We start from the raw sequence: 18,002 nt of genomic DNA on the forward strand, positions 1-18,002 counted from the left end.
TGACACCAGGAGGCGTCCTCGTTCTGGATGCATTGCGGATGAGCCCTCCGCCGGGCTGGTCCGTACTGATGTCGGGGGGACCGGATCTCAACTGCCGCTTCCAGGCGTTCGCGCCTGCTCGAGGAGTAGTCGTTCGATGAGCGAGCACCGTCGCAAACCGCCGCAGTCCGAGGGTGGCGGACGTACCGCGGCCCGGCGCGCCGCCCAGCAGCCTCCGACTGGCCGCCGTGCGGCCCGGGGCGCAAGCACCAGTTCTCCCTCCGCGCCGCACGGAGAAGAGCAACCGTACGGAGGCCGGGCTGCCGCCCGGCGCGCCGCCCAGCGCGGTGGGGGCGGCCGCAGAAGGGCCTCGGAGGCCGGCGGCGCCGGGATCGGCGGTCACGGTGGTGGCCGCCGCGGTGGCGGCGGTCCGGGAGGACCGGGGCGCGGTCGGGGCGGTGGGCCCGGGAAGAAGCGGCTGATCGACTATCCGCGCCACGACAAGTACGGCTGGCGCCGCTGGGTGCCGTCGTGGAAGCTCGTGGCCGGCCTCTGCCTCGCGTTCCTCGGCAGTCTGATGACCGCCGGCACCATCGCGTACGCGGTGGTGGGGATTCCCGAGCAGGACAAGGCCGCCAAGGCGCAGAACAACGTCTACTACTGGGCCGACAAGTCGCAGATGGCCGCGACCGGTGGCGAGGTCAACCGTCAGATCATCTTGATCGACAACATCCCCTCCCACATGCAGAACGCGGTGATCTCGGCCGAGAACAAGACGTTCGAGACCGACAAGGGCATCGATCCGATGGGTATCGCCCGTGCCGTGGTCAACATGGCGAAGGGCGGCCAGACCCAGGGTGGCTCGACCATCACCCAGCAGTACGTGAAGAACGCCATGCTCGGCGACCAGTCCCAGACCTTGAGCCGCAAGGTCAAGGAGCTCTTCATCTCCATGAAGGTCGGAACCGAGGTCGAGAAGCCCAAGATCATGGAGGGCTACCTCAACACGTCGTACTACGGCCGCGGCGCCTACGGGATCCAGGCTGCCGCCCGCACCTACTACGGCAAGAACGCGAAGGACCTCACCGCGAGCCAGTGCGCCTTCCTCGCCTCGCTCCTCAAGGGCGCGACGTACTACGACCCCGCCGGCGCGACGGAGATCGACCCCAAGGCCACGCCGAAGGCCAACACCGAGCGCGCCACCAAGCGCTGGATGTGGATCCTCGGCGAGATGCGCAAGGACGGGCACCTGACGGACGCGGAGTACACGGAGGCCGTCAAGGAGTTCCCGAAGCCCGACAAGCCGAAGAAGAACGCGCAGCTCGGCGGTCAGACCGGTTACCTGGTCGACCTCGCGAAGGCCTACTTCATCAACAACAACGACCAGGGCATCACCGCCGAAGAACTCGCCAAGGGCGGCTACGAGATCCACACGACCTTCGACAAGAAGAAGGTCGACAAGCTGACCAAGGCCGTCGAGGACGTCCGCAAGAGGAACATCGACGCGAAGAAGCGCCCGGAGACGGACACCCACGTCCAGTTCGGCGGCGCCTCCGTGAACCCCAAGACCGGGGCGATCGTCGCCATCTACGGCGGTGAGGACGCGACGAAGCACTTCACCAACAACGCGGACAAGACCGGTGCCCAGGTCGGCTCGACCTTCAAGCCGTTCGTACTCGCCGCGGCCATGCGGGACGGCGTGCGCGACCCCAACTCCGGACCCGTCCAGGGCCCGGACGAGCGCAGGATCCTCGACCCGGACAAGAGCCGGTACAACGGCGTCAACAAGCTCAAGATCAAGCAGTACGACGGCAGCGTCTGGCAGAACGAGAAGGGCGAGGAGTGGCTGCAGCGCAACGACGGTGACGAGTCCTACAAGGACATCAGCCTCCGCGAAGCGATGATCCACTCTGCCAACTCGCCCTTCGTCCAGCTGGGCATGGACGTCGGTATCGACAAGGTGCGCGAGGCGGCGATGGACGCCGGACTGCGCGAGGACTCGCTGGTCGAGTCCGACGTCCCCTCCTTCTCGATCGGTATCTCCGACCCCAGCGCGATCCGCATGGCGGGTGCGTACGCCACCTTCGCCGCCAACGGCGAGCAGCGCGAGCCGTACTCGGTGAAGGAGGTGAAGCACAGCGGCGAGGTGATCTTCAAGCACGAGGACAAGTCGGAGCGGAAGTTCTCATCGGCCGTCGCCAGCAACGTCACCGACGTGCTGCGGGACGTCGTCGAGGACCCCGAGGGCACGGGCCGCAACGCCCGTCTCCCCGGTCGTGACGTGGCCGGCAAGACCGGCACCACCGACGGCAACAAGTCGGCGTGGTTCGTGGGCTACACGCCGCAGCTGGCCACCGCCATCGACATGTACCGGATGGACGACAACGCGGAGAACAAGAACCGCAAGTTCCTGGAGATGTTCGGAACGGGCGGTCAGCAGAAGATCCACGGTTCGTCGTTCCCGTCCGAGATCTGGCACGACTACATGGAGGACGCGCTCAAGGGCACCGAGGTCGAGCGCTTCTCCGAGCCCGAGTCCCTCGACGGCGACGCCGTCTACGGCGGCGGTCTCACCAGCCCCGAGCCGACCCCGTCCGAGATCCCGTCGGAGACGCCCTCCGAGACGCCGTCGGAGACGCCCTCCGAGACCCCGTCCAAGTCCCCGAAGCCCTCGAAGTCCTGTGACCGGTTCGACTGGACCTGCGACCCGACCGCCGGGCAGGACGGAGATCCGAGCAACGGCGGGACCGACACGGGCACCACGGACGGCGGCGTGACGGACGGTGGTGTGAGCACCAGCCCGTCACCGTCGGACGGCGGCAACGGCAACGGCACGCAAGGAAACGGGAGCGACGGCGGCTGGCTGGGAGGACCGGAGGGCTGACGCCGCGCTGGTGAACACGCCGAGAGGGCCGTGGCACCCGGAGTCCTCCTCCGGGTGCCACGGCCCTCTTTCGTTGTCCACAGGCCGTTGTCCACAGGTCGTACGCGGTGGCGGCCCCGTACGGCAGGATGTGCTCCATGGCGAGCCCGGAGAAGACGATGCCGCAGCACGACGAGGCGCCGGTCAGTCCCACGCGGAGGGACGAGATCGCGGCCGCCGGCAGTGAGCTGATCGGGGGTCCTCTCGGCCGCTGGGCGCGGGTCGGCGGCAGCCGGCTCACGCCCGTGAGGGTCGTCGCCCTGGTCGCGATCGGGATGTTCGCGCTCGGCATGGTGCAGAAGATCCCCTGCTACGACTGGGCGTGGTTCCGGGGCACCAGCTCGCAGTACACGCACGCCTGCTACTCCGACATTCCGCATCTGTTCCTCGGACGCGGCTTCTCCGACGGCCTGGTGCCGTACTTCGACCGGCTGGAAGGCGGCATGGAGTACCTCGAGTACCCCGTGCTGACCGGCTTGTTCATGCAGGTCGCCGCCTGGCTCACCCCGTCCGGCGGCTCCATCCAGCACCGCGAGCAGATCTACTGGATGGTCAACGCGGGCATGCTGATGATCTGCGCCGCGATCATCGCCGTGTGCGTCGCGCGGACCCATCGCCGCAGGCCGTGGGACGGGCTGCTGGTGGCCCTCGCACCCGCGTTCGCCCTCACCGCCACCATCAACTGGGACCTGCTGGCGGTCGCCCTCACCGCGGCGGCGATGCTCATGTGGTCGCGCGGACGGGCTCTGGCCTTCGGCATCCTCATCGGGCTCGCCACGGCGGCCAAGCTGTACCCGGTGCTCCTCCTCGGCCCCCTGCTGGTGCTGTGCTGGCGGGCCGGCCGGTACCGGGAGTACGGGACGGCCCTCCTCGGCGCGGCGGGGGCCTGGCTGGCGGTGAATCTGCCGGTGATGCTGGCGGCGCCCGAGGGGTGGAAGAAGTTCTACACGTTCAGCCAGGAGCGCCAGGTCGACTTCGGGTCCTTCTGGCTGATCATCACCCAGCGCACGGGCGAGTCGATCGAGGTCGACACGGTCAACACCTACGCCACGGCGCTCATGCTGCTGGCGTGCGCCGGTATCGCCGGGCTGGCCCTCACGGCTCCGCGCAGACCCCGGTTCGCACAGCTCGCCTTCCTGGTCGTGGCGGCGTTCATCCTGACCAACAAGGTCTACTCACCGCAGTACGTGCTGTGGCTGATCCCCCTCGCCGCGCTGGCCAGGCCGCGCTGGCGGGACTTCCTGATCTGGCAGGCCTGCGAGGTCATGTACTTCCTGGGCATCTGGATGTACCTCGCGTACACGACGAGCGGGGACAAGCACCAGGGCCTGCCGCCGGAGGGCTACCAGCTGGCGATCGCCCTGCACCTGCTGGGAACGCTCTATCTGTGTGCCGTGGTCGTGCGGGACGTCCTCATGCCCGAGCGTGACGTGGTGCGGCAGGATGGTTCGGACGACCCGTCCGGCGGTGTCCTGGACAGGGCGACGGACGTCTTCGTACTCGGCCAGGCAGCCCGTCCGCCGCGGCATGCGGCGCACGCCGTGGAGGGCCCGCGGGTGGAATGGGGCAGGACCGGCCCGGCGGCCCGCTGAGAGGAACCTAAGCCCGCTCGCGGGCCTTTGAGGGCCGGCCCTCGGAAGCCGCCCGCCGCGACGGGGCGAACGTTGCCTGACGCGGCACTAGCGGTCGACCAGACGGTCGAACTGGGTGGTCGTATGGCGGAGGTGTGCGACCAGCTCGTCCCCGACCTTCGGCTCCGTCGAGTCGGCCGGGACGAAGAGGATCGAGACCTGCATGTGCGGGGGCTCAGCGAACCAGCGCTGCTTGCCCGCCCAGACGAACGGCGACAGATTGCGGTTGACGGTGGCCAGACCGGCGCGGGCGACGCCCTTGGCCCGCGGCATGACGCCGTGGAGGGCCTTGGGAGCCTCCAGGCCCACTCCGTGTGACGTGCCGCCGGCGACGACCACCAGCCAGCCCTCCGAGGCGGCCTTCTGCTGGCGGTACCCGAAGCGGTCGCCCTTGGCGACGCGGGTCACGTCGAGGACGGCCCCCCGGTACTCGGTGGCCTCGTGGTCGCCGAGCCACAGTCGGGTGCCGATCCGCGCACGGAAGCGGGTCTGCGGGAACTGCTGCTGAAGCCGGGCGAGTTCGTCGGCCCGCAGATGGCTCACGAACATGGTGTGCAACGGCAGCCGCGCGCTTCGCAGCCGGTCCATCCAGGCGATGACCTCCTCCACCGCGTCGGAGCCGTCCGTGCGGTCCAGGGGCAGATGGAGGGCGAAGCCCTCCAGCCGCACGTCCTCGATGGCGGAGTGCAGCTGGTGCAGGTCGCTTTCGGAGACGCCGTGCCGCTTCATCGAGCTCATGCACTCGATGACGACCCGCGCGCCGACCAGGGCGTGTACCCCGTCGACCGACGAGACCGAGCGGATGACCCGGTCGGGCAGCGGCACCGGTTCCTCACCGCGGCGGAAGGGCGTGAGCACGAGGAGGTCGCCGCCGAACCAGTCCTTGATCCGGGCCGCCTCGTAGGTGGTGCCCACGGCGAGCATGTCGGCCCCGAAGCGGGTCACTTCCTCGGCGAGACGCTCGTGGCCGAACCCGTAGCCGTTGCCCTTGCAGACCGGAACGAGTCCCGGGAACTGGTCGATCACGGACTTCTGGTGCGCCCGCCAGCGCGCGGTGTCGACGTAGAGGGAGAGCGCCATGGCCGGGTCCGAAGCCTTTCTGGTGCAGCGGTGTGGGAGAGGTATGAGCGAGGTTACGGAACGATCAGCGGCGCGACATATAGATGTCGAGGGCCTTGTGCAGGAGCTTGTTGAGCGGGAAGTCCCACTCGCCGATGTACTCGACGGCCTCGCCGCCGGTGCCGACCTTGAACTGGATCAGGCCGAAGAGGTGGTCCGACTCGTCGAGCGAGTCGCTGATGCCGCGCAGGTCGTAGACGGTGGCGCCCATGGCGTAGGCGTCCCGCAGCATCCGCCACTGCATCGCGTTCGAGGGCCGGACCTCGCGGCCGATGTTGTCGGAGGCGCCGTACGAGTACCAGACGTGGCCGCCGACGACGAGCATCGTCGCCGCCGACAGGTTCACCCCGTTGTGCCGTGCGAAGTACAGCCGCATGCGGTTGGGGTCCTCGGAGTTCAGGACCGTCCACATGCGCTGGAAGTACGAGAGCGGGCGAGGGCGGAAGCGGTCCCGCTCGGCCGTGATCTCGTAGAGCCGCTGCCACTCCGCCAGGTCCTCGTAGCCGCCCTGGACGACCTCGACGCCGGCCTTCTCGGCCTTCTTGATGTTCCGGCGCCACAGCTGGTTGAAGCCCTTGAGCACGTCGTCGAGGGAACGGTTGGCCAGCGGGACCTGGTAGACGTACCGCGGCTGCACGTCGCCGAAGCCCGCGCCGCCGTCCTCGCCCTGCTGCCAGCCCATCTTGCGGAGCCGGTCCGCGACCTCGAAGGCCCGGGGCTCGATGTGGGTCGCCTCCACGTCGCGCAGACGCTTCACGTCAGGGTCCTGGATACCCGCCTTGATCGCCGGGGCGTCCCAGCGGCGGATCACGACCGGCGGACCCATCTTCACCGAGAAGGCGCCCTGGTTCTTGAGGTGCGCCAGCATCGGCTGGAGCCAGTCGTCCAGATTGGGGGCATACCAGTTGATCACCGGGCCCTCTGGCAGATAGGCCAGGTAGCGCTTGATCTTGGGGAGCTGGCGGTACAGCACGAGGCCGACGCCGACGAGCTGTCCGCCCTTGTCGAACCATCCGAGGCTCTCGGAGCGCCACTCGGTCTTGACGTCCGCCCACGCAGGGACCTGGCAGTGACTCGCCGAAGGCAGGCTCTGGACGTACGCCAGATGCTGCTCTCGGCTGATGGTCCTCAGGGACAGGCTCATGCGGGGCGCTCCTCGGCTGGTGTGTCCCCATGGGTCAGGGGCTCCGGCTCTCGCGCCGAAGCCTACTGGGCCCGGGAAGCGCCCCGCGTGGCCGCGGGCCGAGGGCTAGTAGCCGATCAGGCCGCCGAAGAGCCCACCCTGAGCCATACCGAGGAAGAAGCCGACGGCCGAGGCCCCCAGCCCGATGATCAGAAGGAAGCGTTCCCGGGTGGTGGCCGAGATGAACTGGCCGTACGCGCCCGTGAGGATCCCGATGAGGCCGGACCAGGAACTGAGCAGGTGGAGGTTGTGGAACTGTGCCGTCACGAAGGCCACCGCACCCAGGACCAGGGTCACGACCATCAGGGTGTCCTGGAGTGGATGGGGCTTTCCGTCCGTGGCGAGGAGAGATCCGGTGGGATTCGGTTGCGACTGTGCCATGAAGCACCTCCTGGCATTCCCGGAGGGCGGCGTACTGTGACGCCGCCCACACCCGATGCGTACAGGGTGCGGTGGGTGGACGCCGGATTTCAACCGGAAGCGGGTGTGCGGGTACTGTGTAGCGTCCGCACCGGTGTCTGCCCAGGTCGGCACTCGATACCTCGCCCTCCCGTACCGAAGGCGGGGCCGTTGTCAGAGCCGCCTGATTTACTGCGTAGGCATCGATGCTCAACGCATCACGACCCTCCTGCCACGGAACGACCGTGGCCGCTGAGTCCAAAGGAGGTGGGTTCCACATGCGTCACTACGAGGTGATGGTCATCCTCGACCCCGATCTCGAGGAGCGCGCTGTCTCCCCGCTGATCGAGAACTTCCTCTCCGTCGTCCGTGAGGGCAGCGGAAAGGTCGAGAAGGTCGACACCTGGGGCCGTCGTCGTCTCGCTTACGAGATCAAGAAGAAGCCCGAGGGCATCTACTCGGTCATCGACCTGCAGGCCGAGCCTGCGGTCGTCAAGGAGCTCGACCGCCAGATGAACCTGAACGAGTCGGTCCTCCGGACCAAGGTCCTCCGTCCCGAGACCCACTGAGCACCTAGCTCAGAGGTCATCGGGTTCGAGTAGCAGCAAGCAGCCAGAAGCAATCCCGCCGAGAGGTTCACCCATGGCAGGCGAGACCGTCATCACGGTCGTCGGCAATCTCGTCGACGACCCCGAGCTGCGCTTCACCCCGTCCGGTGCGGCGGTCGCGAAGTTCCGTGTCGCGTCCACTCCCCGCACCTTCGACCGCCAGACCAACGAGTGGAAGGACGGCGAGAGCCTCTTCCTCACCTGCTCGGTCTGGCGTCAGGCGGCGGAGAACGTCGCCGAGTCGCTCCAGCGAGGCATGCGCGTCGTCGTGCAGGGCCGGCTGAAGCAGCGGTCCTACGAGGACCGTGAGGGAGTCAAGCGCACGGTCTTCGAGCTGGACGTCGAGGAAGTCGGCCCCAGTCTCAAGAACGCCACGGCCAAGGTCACCAAGACCACCGGCCGCGGTGGCCAGGGCGGCTACGGCGGTGGCCAGCAGCAGGGCGGCGGCTGGGGCGGCGGCCCCGGCGGTGGCCAGCAGCAGGGCGGCGGCGGTGCTCCCGCCGACGACCCCTGGGCCAGCAGCGCGCCGGCCGGCGGTCAGCAGCAGCAGGGCGGCGGCGGTGGCGGCTGGGGCGGAGGCTCCGGCGGCGGCTACTCGGACGAGCCTCCCTTCTAGGAGTCGGTCCCTCAAGGGGCGGTTCCGGGGAGAGCTCGTACTCCCACTTCTTGATCACACAGGAGAAACACCATGGCGAAGCCGCCTGTGCGCAAGCCGAAGAAGAAGGTCTGCGCTTTCTGCAAGGACAAGGTCACGTACGTGGACTACAAGGACACGAACATGCTGCGGAAGTTCATTTCCGACCGCGGCAAGATCCGTGCCCGCCGCGTGACCGGCAACTGCACGCAGCACCAGCGTGACGTCGCCACGGCCGTCAAGAACAGCCGTGAGATGGCGCTGCTGCCCTACACGTCCACCGCGCGCTAAGGGAAGGGTGACCGAAACATGAAGATCATCCTTACCCACGAGGTGTCCGGTCTCGGAGCTGCCGGCGACGTCGTCGACGTCAAGGACGGCTACGCTCGCAACTACCTGGTCCCGCGCGGTTTCGCGATCCGCTGGACCAAGGGTGGCGAGAAGGACGTCGAGCAGATCCGCCGTGCCCGCAAGATCCACGAGATCGCGACCATCGAGCAGGCCAACGAGATCAAGGCCCGTCTCGAGGGCGTGAAGGTGCGTCTGGCCGTTCGCTCCGGCGACGCCGGCCGCCTGTTCGGTTCCGTCACCCCGGCCGACATCGCTTCGGCGATCAAGTCCGCCGGTGGTCCGGAGGTCGACAAGCGTCGTGTCGAGCTCGGTTCGCCGATCAAGACCCTGGGCTCGCACCAGGTGTCCGTGCGTCTGCACCCCGAGGTCGCCGCGAAGCTCGGCGTCGAGGTCGTCGCCGCCTGAGCGACTGCCCGCAGAGCAGTATGAGAGGGCCGCACCCATCCGGGTGCGGCCCTCTCTTGGTTCCGGTGCGCGGCCCCGCTGCCGTGATGTGCAGTTGGCGGGCTACCTTGTCCTGTGCGTGCGCCCGAAGGGTGCGGCGAAACGGCGTTTCACGTGAAACGCCGTTTGTCAGCGCGTCGCGCCCGTCACGATCCAGCGGCCGGAACGGGTCCGCAGCCACAGAGTCGCCATGCGGACCGTCATCATCAGGACCATGGCCCACCAGAGCGCGGTGAGCCCGCCGCCGAGCGCCGGCACCAGGAGGGCGATCGGTGCGAAAACCGCGAGGGTGATCAGCATGGCCCCGGCCAGATAGGGACCGTCACCAGCGCCCATCAGCACACCGTCGAGAACGAACACCACGCCTGCGATGGGCTGGGAGACGGCCACCACGAGCAGAGCCGGCAGCAGAGTGTCCTTGACCGCGGGGTCGCTGGTGAAGAGGGGGATGAAGAGCGGACGTGCCAGCACGATCAGAAGCCCGAGTACCACGCCCGAGGCGATTCCCCACTCCACCATGCGCCGGCACGCGGCTCGTGCCCCTGCGGGGTCGCCGGCGCCCAGATAGCGGCCGATGATGGCCTGGCCGGCTATGGCGATCGCGTCCAGGGCGAAGGCCGTCAGGCTCCAGAGGGAAAGGATGATCTGGTGCGCGGCGATGCTGGTGTCGCTCAGCCGAGCAGCGACGGCGGTGGCGATCAGCAGCACGGCTCGTAGGGAGAGTGTGCGGATTAGCAGCGGCACACCCGCCTGGGCGCTCGCCCGTATGCCCTCGGTGTCCGGCCGCAGGGAGGCACCGTGGTGACGTGCCCCGCGGACGACCACCACGAGATAGGCGGCGGCCATTGAGCACTGGGCGATGACCGTGCCCCAGGCCGAGCCGGCGATGCCGAGCCCGACGCCGTAGACGAGGCCGAGGTTGAGGGCCGCGTTGGCGGCGAAACCGCCGAGCGCCACATAGAGAGGAGTGCGGGTGTCCTGCAGGCCGCGCAGTACGCCGGTGGCGGCCATGACCACGAGCATGGCCGGGATACCGAAGCTTGAGATGCGCAGATAGGTGATGGCGAACGGAGCGGCCGTGTCGGAGGCTCCGAAGACGTCGACCAGCCATGGAGCCGAGGGCAGAACGACCGCGACGACCGCGACACCGAGCAGCAGCGCAAGCCAGATGCCGTCCATGCCCTGTCGGATCGCGGCGCTCAGGTCCCCCGCGCCCACTCGGCGCGCGACTGCGGCGGTGGTGGCATAGGCGAGAAAGGCGAAGACGCTGACCGCGGTCATCAGCAGTGCGGCTGCGATCCCCAGTCCGGCGAGCTGTGGCGTGCCGAGGTGGCCCACGATCGCGCTGTCGACCATCACGAACAAGGGCTCTGCGACGAGCGCTCCGAAGGCGGGGACTGCGAGCGCGACGATCTCGCGATCGTGTCGGCGGCGGCTGGATCTGGTCGCCGGAGGAGCCTGTGTCATGGGGGCAATCTAATCTTCCACAGGTAAGAGATGCAATGAGTTTGTGATCCTTACCAAATGGTGGGACGGGGCTTCTGCTGTGCGCCGTTTGTTCTGATCTTGATCCGGCTGGGGAAGTTTTTCTCCCCCACAGCCAGTGGATGGAAAAAGCACAGGTCAGCGGCGGCGTGGAGTGGGTGCTATGACTTTGTCCACAGTGCTGTCCCCCGCTCCGTGCACAGGTTCCGCAGGGTTCTCCACAGCATCTGCTCCGTCGTCCACATGGGCTGTGGATAACCAGATTGGCTGACGGTGCCGACGGCCCTAACGTGGACCGGCGCCCGATGTGCCGCCCAGCGGAATCGGGCCTCTCGTGTTGTCAGTGCCGTGTCCTAAAAAGAGTGCCACGCAGAGGTCCGCGGAGCGGACGGGAGGAGGCGGCCGGTGAGCGTTCCCGAGCCCCTTGACGAGCCCTGGACCGACATCGGTCCGGGTGACCGTCTGCCCGTCTCCCGCCCCCGTCGAGGAGATGGCCGGGGACGCGGCGCCCGTGAGGAGCAGCACGAGCGCGGCAGGGAGAGCGTCGCCTGGGACGACGGCTCACCGGGCTTCGAGCGGGTCCCTCCGCAGGATCTCGATGCCGAGCAGTCCGTCCTCGGCGGCATGCTGCTGTCCAAGGACGCCATCGCGGACGTCGTCGAGATCATCAAGGGCCATGACTTCTACCGGCCCGCGCACGAGACCGTCTACCAGGCGATCCTCGATCTCTACGCCAAGGGTGAGCCTGCCGACCCCATCACCGTCGCGGCCGAGCTGACCAAGCGCGGAGAGATCACTCGTGTCGGCGGGGCCTCCTATCTGCACACGCTCGTCCAGTCGGTCCCGACGGCCGCGAACGCCTCGTACTACGCGGAGATCGTGCACGAGCGTGCCGTGCTGCGGCGCCTGGTCGAGGCGGGCACGCGCATCACCCAGATGGGATACGCGGCGGACGGCGACGTCGACGAGATCGTGAACTCGGCGCAGGCGGAGATCTACGCGGTCACCGAGCAGCGCACCAGCGAGGACTACCTTCCGCTCGGCGAGATCATGGAGGGTGCGCTCGACGAGATCGAGGCGATCGGCTCCCGCAGCGGCGAGATGACGGGCGTCCCGACCGGGTTCACCGACTTCGACTCACTCACCAACGGTCTGCACCCCGGGCAGATGATCGTCATCGCCGCCCGTCCCGCGATGGGCAAGTCGACGCTCGCGCTGGACTTCGCACGAGCGGCGTCGATCAAGAACAATCTGCCCAGCGTGATCTTCTCCCTGGAGATGGGCCGGAACGAGATCGCGATGCGTCTGTTGTCCGCCGAGGCCCGCGTCGCCCTGCACCACATGCGCTCCGGCACGATGACGGACGAGGACTGGACCCGGCTCGCCCGTCGTATGCCCGATGTCTCCCAGGCGCCGCTCTACATCGACGACTCCCCGAATCTGTCGATGATGGAGATCCGCGCGAAGTGCCGGCGTCTCAAGCAGCGCAATGATCTGAAGCTCGTCATCATCGACTATCTGCAGTTGATGCAGTCCGGTGGCTCCAAGCGGGCCGAGAGCCGTCAGCAAGAGGTCTCGGACATGTCCCGAAACCTCAAGCTGCTGGCCAAGGAGCTGGAGATCCCGGTGATCGCGCTCTCGCAGCTCAACCGTGGTCCCGAGCAGCGTACGGACAAGAAGCCGATGGTCTCGGACCTGCGTGAGTCCGGCTCCATCGAGCAGGACGCGGACATGGTCATCCTGCTCCACCGCGAGGACGCGTACGAGAAGGAGTCGCCGCGCGCGGGCGAGGCGGACCTGATCGTGGCCAAGCACCGAAACGGTCCGACGGCGACCATCACGGTCGCTTTCCAGGGCCACTACTCGCGTTTCGTGGACATGGCCCAGACCTGAGCCCGCAGTTTGTAGGCTCTCAGATCCCGTGTCATTTTCTCAGCCGCGATGTCATCCGGATGTCATTTCTGACATCCCCATGAGACAGCGCATTTGTCCTGTCGCACTCAGCCTGTCGGATTCTCACCGCTTCTCGTTCGTGCTGGCGGATTCTCATTGCGTCGCGCGCTGAGCGATGAGGTTTGCCCCGTACATGGGGTTTGACCTCACTTTTCTGGTCCGGTTCTCGCTGTACCTGTCACGGTCGTTTCGGCAGGTACGCGGAGCCGGGGGTGGCGATGGATCTGGGTCTGGTCGATGTCGAGTGGGCTGACGGTGAGGGCGGCCGGCTGCGGAAGTCCGTGCTGGAGGCGGTGTCCCGGGTTCGGTTCGAGTCGGTGCTCCCGGTGCGGCGGTTCACGTCGTACCGCGGGCAGCGGCATTTCACGGGCTGGTACTGGGCCGCAGGGCTCTGGAGACCATCGAGGTCGTTCAGACCGCCGAGGACGCCCGTCAGGAACACCGCCGCAACCGGCGGCCCCGCCGCCGGAGGCCGACACAGCCTGACCGGCTCCGCCGGCTGCATCGCTCTCGGGCCCGTCCACAACGAGACCCTCGGTTCCTATCTCCACCGCCTGGCCGTCGCCAACAACCGTCCCGCGGGCTTCCTCGCCCGCCTCCTGGGCCCGCTGCCGCCGGAGTTCTCCCCGCTCAGCAACACCACGGCCGGCTGGAATCCCCACTCACCCGGCCGTCTGGCCATACTCTCCGGGCGCCCAACGCCCCAGCTCGCCTCGGCCCGCCCGCACTCGCCGACTTCCTCAGCCCGCGGGGTCCCGGGCAGCGAACGGAACGGCTGATCAGCCGCCCCTGCCGCTGCCACAGCCCGCCGCAGCCCCACCGCTTCCGTGGTCATCACCCTCTCGCCCGCCCACGTCCACCTCTGCCCGCGGCATCAGCTCTGGACCCGCTCCACTCACGACATCCCGCTCGGCGCCCCACCAGAAGTCATCGAGGCCCAGCGTCGACTCGACCAGCTCGCCCGCCGTCACCCGCAGACCGGACGAGCCCTCGACATGGCACGGAAAATCGTCGAAGACTGGTCCGCTTCCGGAATGCCGATCGACCCCGGGAAGGAGCGGACCGATCGTCTTGACCAAGTCGAGGCCCTCGCCGTCAGTAAGAAGATCTCAGCTGAGGACCGCAGTCACCTCGCAGCGTTCCCCGAGATCGTGGTGCTGACGCACCTGATCCTCGACCCGCGCGATGCACCGCATCTGACGCCGCGCGCTGATCCACCGGCGATTACGGGACAGCCCTCAGACGTCGCTATCGTCAGCCTCACCAAGACCGTCCACGACGAACGGTCCGAGGCTGAGGGCTCGTCCGAGCTGCCGATGGTCGGTGCCATGACCTACCTCTTGACCCGCCAGGGCGACGACTGAAGCATCGCCCTGGCCCAGACGACACCGGTCCGCTGAGCGGCCACTGTGCCGACAGAAGCGCGATTTCCACGCATGCCATGCCCGGGTGAAAACCCGAACCATCAGCGTTCTCAGCGCACATGGCGACTCCGCAGGCCAAAAGTTCGTCGTCGGACAGATGCGCTGAGCCCGCCCAGCGACCGGACGTGGACTGGGCGGAAGTGGAGTCGCGCCGGGGCACCACGGTGCCGAGCGACGACAAGCGCATGATCGAGACGTTCGGCGAAGGCGCCTTCGACGGTTTCCCTCAGCCAGCCGACACGGCCGCTGCTCACGAAGCCCTGACTCTGGCTTCTCCGCAGGACCCAGTGCTGATGATCAAGAGGAACCCGCAGCGGTCTTGCAGGCACATTCGCCATGTCGGGCGGTCGACTCCGGGCGTGCGGTCGGATAGATCTGGTTCATGACCTCACCTTTCGAAGGGCTGCTGCGCAGTACGGAACGCGCACTGCTGCACCGTGTTGCCGTCGCCCAGTCCGAGGGACGCGCGCCCTCCCTCGTCGGGGCGGTGGCCAGGGACGGGCGTCTTGTCTGGAGTGGCGCCCGCGGCCGCGCCGAAGCAGACATGCCGGACGCGGACACCCAGTACCGCATCGGTTCCCTCACCAAGACCTTCACCGCCGTGCTCGTGCTGAGGCTGCGGGACGAAGGGATGCTCGATCTGAACGATCCGCTGGACAAGTACCTGTCGGGAACAGGCGTGGGCGAGTCGACCATCGCCCAGCTCCTCTCTCACAGCGCGGGACTTGCGGCCGAGAGTCCCGCCCCATGGTGGGAGCGCACGCCTGGGGCGCTGCGTCCGGAGCTGGCCGATGTGCTCGGTGAGCAGCCCGTGCTGCACCCCGCCGGGCGCCGCTATCACTACTCCAACACCGGTTACACACTGTTGGGTTTGCTCATCGAGGCGGTGCGGCGCAAGCCGTGGGAGGAGGTGCTGCGTAGCGAGCTCCTCGAGCCGCTGGGCATGCACCGCACGAGCTGTGACCCCCAGGCCCCTCATGCGAGCGGCTGGGCGGTGCATCCGTGGGCGGACGTGGTGATGCCCGAACCGGCCGAGGACCTGGGCCTGATGGCCCCGGCCGGTCAGCTCTGGTCGACCGCAGCCGACCTCTGCCGCTTTGCCGGCTTTCTCGTCGAAGGCGATGAACGGGTACTGAGCGCGGACTCCGTGCGCGAGATGGGAACCGCGTCCGCCCCCTCCGAGCCCGGGGACTGGGACAGCGCCTATGGGCTCGGTCTGCAGATCGTCCGGAGGAACGGACGTACGCTCATCGGCCACTCCGGGTCGCTGCCGGGATTCGTCGCCTGCCTCTGGACGGACGCGGAGGAAGGCGTGGCTGCCGTGGTGCTTGCCAATGCGACGTCGGGGCCGCTGCCGGCCGCCGCTGCCGCGGACCTCGTCCACATCGTGGCGGAGGCCGAGCCTCGCTTGCCGGAGCTCTGGCGTCCGATGCCGGAAGTGGACGAGGCGCTGCTGGAACTGACGGGCGCCTGGTACTGGGGCACCGCCGCCTTCGGGCTGAAGCTCGTCGCGGACAGGGGTGTCGAGCTGTACCCGCTGTCGGGCAACGGGCGGGGCTCGCGGTTCCGCGCTCGTCCCGACGGGACATGGGGCGGGCTGGACGGCTACTTCGCGGGCGAAACCCTGCGTATGGTGCGCGGGTCGGACGGGCATTTGGTCCATCTCGACCTGGGCTCCTTCGTCTTCACTCGGGAACCGTACGATCCGGCTGCCGAGGTGCCCGGTGGTGTGGACGAGGGGGGCTGGCGGGGCCTGCCGCTGTGACGAGCGGATCGCGCGCCTCGGTCGGGCGCCGTCCTGAGTCGGCGCCCGGTGGCGGTTTCACGTGAAACCGTCACCGGCTGCTCGGACGGGCGGCTCGCTCGACGGCGCGGAATCGCGGAGCCTTCGCACCCGACGGGCCCCGGCAGTGGGGAGGCCTCCTTCGATCACGGTTGAGGCCTGCTGCCCGGGCCGGATGGCAGACGCCGGACGGAAGATCGATGTGGGACCCGTGCGCGGGCCGCGAGGGGCCGGGGGAGGCGTCAGAGCACTCGCTTGAAGCCCAGATGCGACGCCTCGAAGCCCAGGCGCTCGTAGAAGCGATGGGCGTCGGTGCGGGAGGCGTCGGACGTCAGCTGGACGAGGCGGCAGCCGAGGCGGCCTGATTCCTCGACCGCCCACTCGATGAGCTGGGTGCCGAGCCCGCTGCCCCGTTCGTCTGCGTGGATCCGTACCGCTTCGATGATCGAGCGGGTGGCTCCGCGGCGGGACAGCCCGGGGATGACGGTGAGCTGCAGGGTGCCGACGGCCCGGCCATCGCGCTCGGCGACCACGAGGTGCTGGTTCGGGTCTGCTGCGAGTCGTTCGAACGCGGCCAGATAGGGGGCCGGGTCGTCGAGCGACTCGCGCTGCGCGCCCAGCGGATCGTCGGCGAGCATCGCCACGATCGCGGGGACGTCGGAGGGGGAGGCGGGCCGTATCTGCAGATCGCTCATGATCCGCACCCTATGCGCCTCTCATGGTGAAGTGGTTGGCGGTCTCACCCGGAGGCGGCGGTCGGTGCGGGGACCGTGGATGCGGGAAGCTTCAGCTCCTCGACCGCCCGGACCAGCGGAGCCAGTTCGGGGTCCTTGGCCGCCTCATCGAGGGCCTCGCGGAGTGCGCGGTCGTTCGTCGGCCGGGCTGCGGTCAGGAGTTCCAGGCCGGCTTCCGTGACATCGGTGTAGATGCCGCGCCGGTCGGTGTCGCACAGGTAGCGGTTCAGCAGTCCACGGTCTTCGAGCCGGGTGACGAGGCGGGTGGTGGCGCTCTGGCTGAGGACGACGGCGTCGGCGACCTGCTTCATCTGGAGGTGTCCGCCCGGGCCGCCGTGCTGGCGGCTGAGTACGTCCAGCAGCGAGTACTCCCGCACGCTCAGATCGTGATGCGTTTGGAGGGCCCGCTCGACATGGCCCTCGATCCTGCCGTGCAACAGGGAGAGAGCGCACCAGCTCTGAGCGAGTGCGGTGAGTGCCGGGTCCGTCGCTGCCATCGATCTCTCCTCCGTCCAGGAGCGTCGTGCGGGCCTGGCCTCGGCCCCTGCGGAGTGACGCGACTCCAAGAGTAGACGATCAATGCAATATCCAGCGTTTACAATTAACCCTATCTGCAATTATTGTTGGCACGTGTAAAGAGCATGCGCAAGCTCTTGAGAAGGTGACCCCCCAGAACAAGACCGCGGCGGCCGTCACCGTCGTTCTCGTCGGCGGGCCGGGCTTCGCCACCATGCCGCCGCTCCAGAAGCGGGTTCTCGACCAGGCTTCGGGTGCACCCACACTGGCGTCGGCCGTCAACATCGGCGCCTTCAACCTCGGTAACGCCCTTGCCGCCTGGCTCGGTGGCATCGCCATCGCGGCCGGGCTCGGGTTCACCGCCCCAACTGGGTGGGTGCGCTGCTCGCCGGATCGGCTCTGGTGCCGGCGGTGCTCTCCGGTGCCCTCGAGCGCCGGGACGTCCACCGGGACAGCCGACTGGCCGCGGCTGCGGCCGCCTCCGAGCCGGTCCCGTCCGTCGCAGCCCGCCACTGACCTCGCGGGACGACCACGGCAGTCCTCTTCGATTCCCCCAGCACCCGCAAGACCTGCACGGCCCTCCGGCTGCGCCCGCTGTGGCCTTCGCGGCCGCGGTCCGGCCCGGCGGCCCTTTCCACACCCTGCAGACCGCCCCAGACCGCCCGCTCTTCTTCAACGCGAGTGGTGTCCCGCCGCGCCGGGACGGTCTCCTCGTCAGTGCGATCGGCATCGGCGGAGGCGCCCCCGAGCAGGACCGCTTCGCGACCACGGCGCAGGAGGTTCTGGCCCGCTGGGTCCCGTCCTCGGCGGAACCGGCCCGGGGCGGAACCGCGGGC

The 18,002-nt window shown here is 68.4% G+C and carries 16 protein-coding genes and 2 pseudogenes; 12 read left to right on the forward strand and 6 right to left on the reverse strand.

Going from position 1 to position 18,002, the window contains the following annotated elements; translation table 11 throughout:
- Positions 1-136: 136 nt before the first annotated feature.
- The gene (locus FEF34_RS18890) at positions 137-2,863 is read left to right on the forward strand and encodes a transglycosylase domain-containing protein (protein ID WP_138054214.1); all 2,727 of its coding nucleotides are present in this window, start codon (positions 137-139) and stop codon (positions 2,861-2,863) included.
- 137 nt (positions 2,864-3,000) lie between these two features.
- Positions 3,001-4,494, forward strand: a complete 1,494-nt coding sequence (locus FEF34_RS18895) for a glycosyltransferase family 87 protein (RefSeq protein WP_138054215.1) — start codon at positions 3,001-3,003, stop codon at positions 4,492-4,494.
- A gap of 87 nt (positions 4,495-4,581) precedes the next feature.
- On the opposite strand, the gene FEF34_RS18900 is transcribed toward FEF34_RS18895, so the two are convergent.
- From FEF34_RS18900 to FEF34_RS18910, 3 genes are all read right to left on the reverse strand, one after another.
- A complete protein-coding gene (locus tag FEF34_RS18900; protein WP_138054216.1) occupies positions 4,582-5,613 on the reverse strand; it encodes an alanine racemase in 1,032 nt (343 codons plus the stop codon).
- Positions 5,614-5,677: 64 nt separating this feature from the next.
- Entirely contained in the window at positions 5,678-6,796 is a 1,119-nt protein-coding gene (locus FEF34_RS18905; protein WP_138054217.1) for a lipid II:glycine glycyltransferase FemX, read from the reverse strand.
- 105 nt (positions 6,797-6,901) lie between these two features.
- Positions 6,902-7,216 (reverse strand): hypothetical protein, encoded by a 315-nt coding sequence (locus FEF34_RS18910; RefSeq protein ID WP_138054218.1) that lies wholly within the window; start codon positions 7,214-7,216, stop codon positions 6,902-6,904.
- A gap of 296 nt (positions 7,217-7,512) precedes the next feature.
- Here FEF34_RS18910 and rpsF point away from each other — a divergent pair, with 296 nt between their 5' ends.
- From rpsF to rplI, 4 genes are all read left to right on the forward strand, one after another.
- Positions 7,513-7,803 carry a 30S ribosomal protein S6 gene (gene rpsF / locus FEF34_RS18915; protein ID WP_100108075.1) on the forward strand — a complete coding sequence of 97 codons (291 nt, stop codon included), beginning with the start codon at positions 7,513-7,515 and terminating at the stop codon, positions 7,801-7,803.
- A gap of 73 nt (positions 7,804-7,876) precedes the next feature.
- On the forward strand, positions 7,877-8,458 hold the full coding sequence (locus tag FEF34_RS18920; RefSeq protein WP_138054219.1) for a single-stranded DNA-binding protein: 582 nt from the start codon (positions 7,877-7,879) through the stop codon (positions 8,456-8,458).
- Between the two features lie 72 nt (positions 8,459-8,530).
- A complete protein-coding gene (gene rpsR / locus FEF34_RS18925) occupies positions 8,531-8,767 on the forward strand; it encodes a 30S ribosomal protein S18 (RefSeq protein ID WP_003949403.1) in 237 nt (78 codons plus the stop codon).
- Between the two features lie 18 nt (positions 8,768-8,785).
- A complete protein-coding gene (gene rplI, locus FEF34_RS18930; protein WP_138054220.1) occupies positions 8,786-9,232 on the forward strand; it encodes a 50S ribosomal protein L9 in 447 nt (148 codons plus the stop codon).
- A 168-nt stretch (positions 9,233-9,400) separates the two neighbouring features.
- Here rplI and FEF34_RS18935 read toward each other — a convergent pair whose 3' ends face one another.
- Positions 9,401-10,738, reverse strand: a complete 1,338-nt coding sequence (locus FEF34_RS18935; RefSeq protein WP_138054221.1) for an MATE family efflux transporter — start codon at positions 10,736-10,738, stop codon at positions 9,401-9,403.
- A 423-nt stretch (positions 10,739-11,161) separates the two neighbouring features.
- Between FEF34_RS18935 and dnaB the strand changes: the two genes are divergently transcribed.
- The 4 genes from dnaB (at position 11,162) to FEF34_RS18960 (ending at position 15,898) form a co-directional block, all read left to right on the forward strand.
- Positions 11,162-12,649 carry a replicative DNA helicase gene (gene dnaB, locus FEF34_RS18940; protein WP_138054222.1) on the forward strand — a complete coding sequence of 496 codons (1,488 nt, stop codon included), beginning with the start codon at positions 11,162-11,164 and terminating at the stop codon, positions 12,647-12,649.
- Between the two features lie 272 nt (positions 12,650-12,921).
- Positions 12,922-13,488 (forward strand): hypothetical protein, encoded by a 567-nt coding sequence (locus FEF34_RS42055; RefSeq protein WP_199800677.1) that lies wholly within the window; start codon positions 12,922-12,924, stop codon positions 13,486-13,488.
- A 48-nt stretch (positions 13,489-13,536) separates the two neighbouring features.
- Complete coding sequence (locus FEF34_RS42060; protein ID WP_199800678.1) at positions 13,537-14,073, forward strand: hypothetical protein; 537 nt, start codon at positions 13,537-13,539, stop codon at positions 14,071-14,073.
- Between the two features lie 442 nt (positions 14,074-14,515).
- The gene (locus FEF34_RS18960; protein ID WP_138054224.1) at positions 14,516-15,898 is read left to right on the forward strand and encodes a serine hydrolase domain-containing protein; all 1,383 of its coding nucleotides are present in this window, start codon (positions 14,516-14,518) and stop codon (positions 15,896-15,898) included.
- A gap of 260 nt (positions 15,899-16,158) precedes the next feature.
- Here the strand turns inward: FEF34_RS18960 and FEF34_RS18965 are convergent, their stop codons facing one another.
- Both FEF34_RS18965 and FEF34_RS18970 read right to left on the reverse strand, forming a co-directional pair.
- Positions 16,159-16,611 carry a GNAT family N-acetyltransferase gene (locus tag FEF34_RS18965; protein WP_138054225.1) on the reverse strand — a complete coding sequence of 151 codons (453 nt, stop codon included), beginning with the start codon at positions 16,609-16,611 and terminating at the stop codon, positions 16,159-16,161.
- A gap of 44 nt (positions 16,612-16,655) precedes the next feature.
- Positions 16,656-17,147: a MarR family winged helix-turn-helix transcriptional regulator gene (locus FEF34_RS18970; protein ID WP_138054226.1), complete on the reverse strand. Its 492-nt coding sequence runs from the start codon at positions 17,145-17,147 to the stop codon at positions 16,656-16,658.
- 152 nt (positions 17,148-17,299) lie between these two features.
- Here FEF34_RS18970 and FEF34_RS18975 point away from each other — a divergent pair.
- A pseudogene (locus tag FEF34_RS18975) lies at positions 17,300-17,682 on the forward strand (MFS transporter); the annotation flags it as partial.
- 95 nt (positions 17,683-17,777) lie between these two features.
- A pseudogene (locus FEF34_RS42965) lies at positions 17,778-17,951 on the forward strand (heme-binding protein); the annotation flags it as partial.
- Positions 17,952-18,002 lie beyond the last annotated feature (51 nt).

It is taken from the genome of Streptomyces marianii (assembly GCF_005795905.1).
Taxonomy (GTDB): domain Bacteria; phylum Actinomycetota; class Actinomycetes; order Streptomycetales; family Streptomycetaceae; genus Streptomyces; species Streptomyces marianii.

Bases quoted from the DNA above. Each gene is read 5' to 3' on its own strand.
- FEF34_RS18890 (WP_138054214.1), top strand. From the start codon at position 137: ATGAGCGAGCACCGTCGCAAACCGCCGCAGTCCGAGGGTGGCGGACGT.
- FEF34_RS18895 (WP_138054215.1), top strand. From the start codon at position 3,001: ATGGCGAGCCCGGAGAAGACGATGCCGCAGCACGACGAGGCGCCGGTC.
- FEF34_RS18900 (WP_138054216.1), bottom strand. From the start codon at position 5,613: ATGGCGCTCTCCCTCTACGTCGACACCGCGCGCTGGCGGGCGCACCAG.
- FEF34_RS18905 (WP_138054217.1), bottom strand. From the start codon at position 6,796: ATGAGCCTGTCCCTGAGGACCATCAGCCGAGAGCAGCATCTGGCGTAC.
- FEF34_RS18910 (WP_138054218.1), bottom strand. From the start codon at position 7,216: ATGGCACAGTCGCAACCGAATCCCACCGGATCTCTCCTCGCCACGGAC.
- rpsF (WP_100108075.1), top strand. From the start codon at position 7,513: ATGCGTCACTACGAGGTGATGGTCATCCTCGACCCCGATCTCGAGGAG.
- FEF34_RS18920 (WP_138054219.1), top strand. From the start codon at position 7,877: ATGGCAGGCGAGACCGTCATCACGGTCGTCGGCAATCTCGTCGACGAC.
- rpsR (WP_003949403.1), top strand. From the start codon at position 8,531: ATGGCGAAGCCGCCTGTGCGCAAGCCGAAGAAGAAGGTCTGCGCTTTC.
- rplI (WP_138054220.1), top strand. From the start codon at position 8,786: ATGAAGATCATCCTTACCCACGAGGTGTCCGGTCTCGGAGCTGCCGGC.
- FEF34_RS18935 (WP_138054221.1), bottom strand. From the start codon at position 10,738: ATGACACAGGCTCCTCCGGCGACCAGATCCAGCCGCCGCCGACACGAT.
- FEF34_RS18960 (WP_138054224.1), top strand. From the start codon at position 14,516: ATGACCTCACCTTTCGAAGGGCTGCTGCGCAGTACGGAACGCGCACTG.
- FEF34_RS18965 (WP_138054225.1), bottom strand. From the start codon at position 16,611: ATGAGCGATCTGCAGATACGGCCCGCCTCCCCCTCCGACGTCCCCGCG.
- FEF34_RS18970 (WP_138054226.1), bottom strand. From the start codon at position 17,147: ATGGCAGCGACGGACCCGGCACTCACCGCACTCGCTCAGAGCTGGTGC.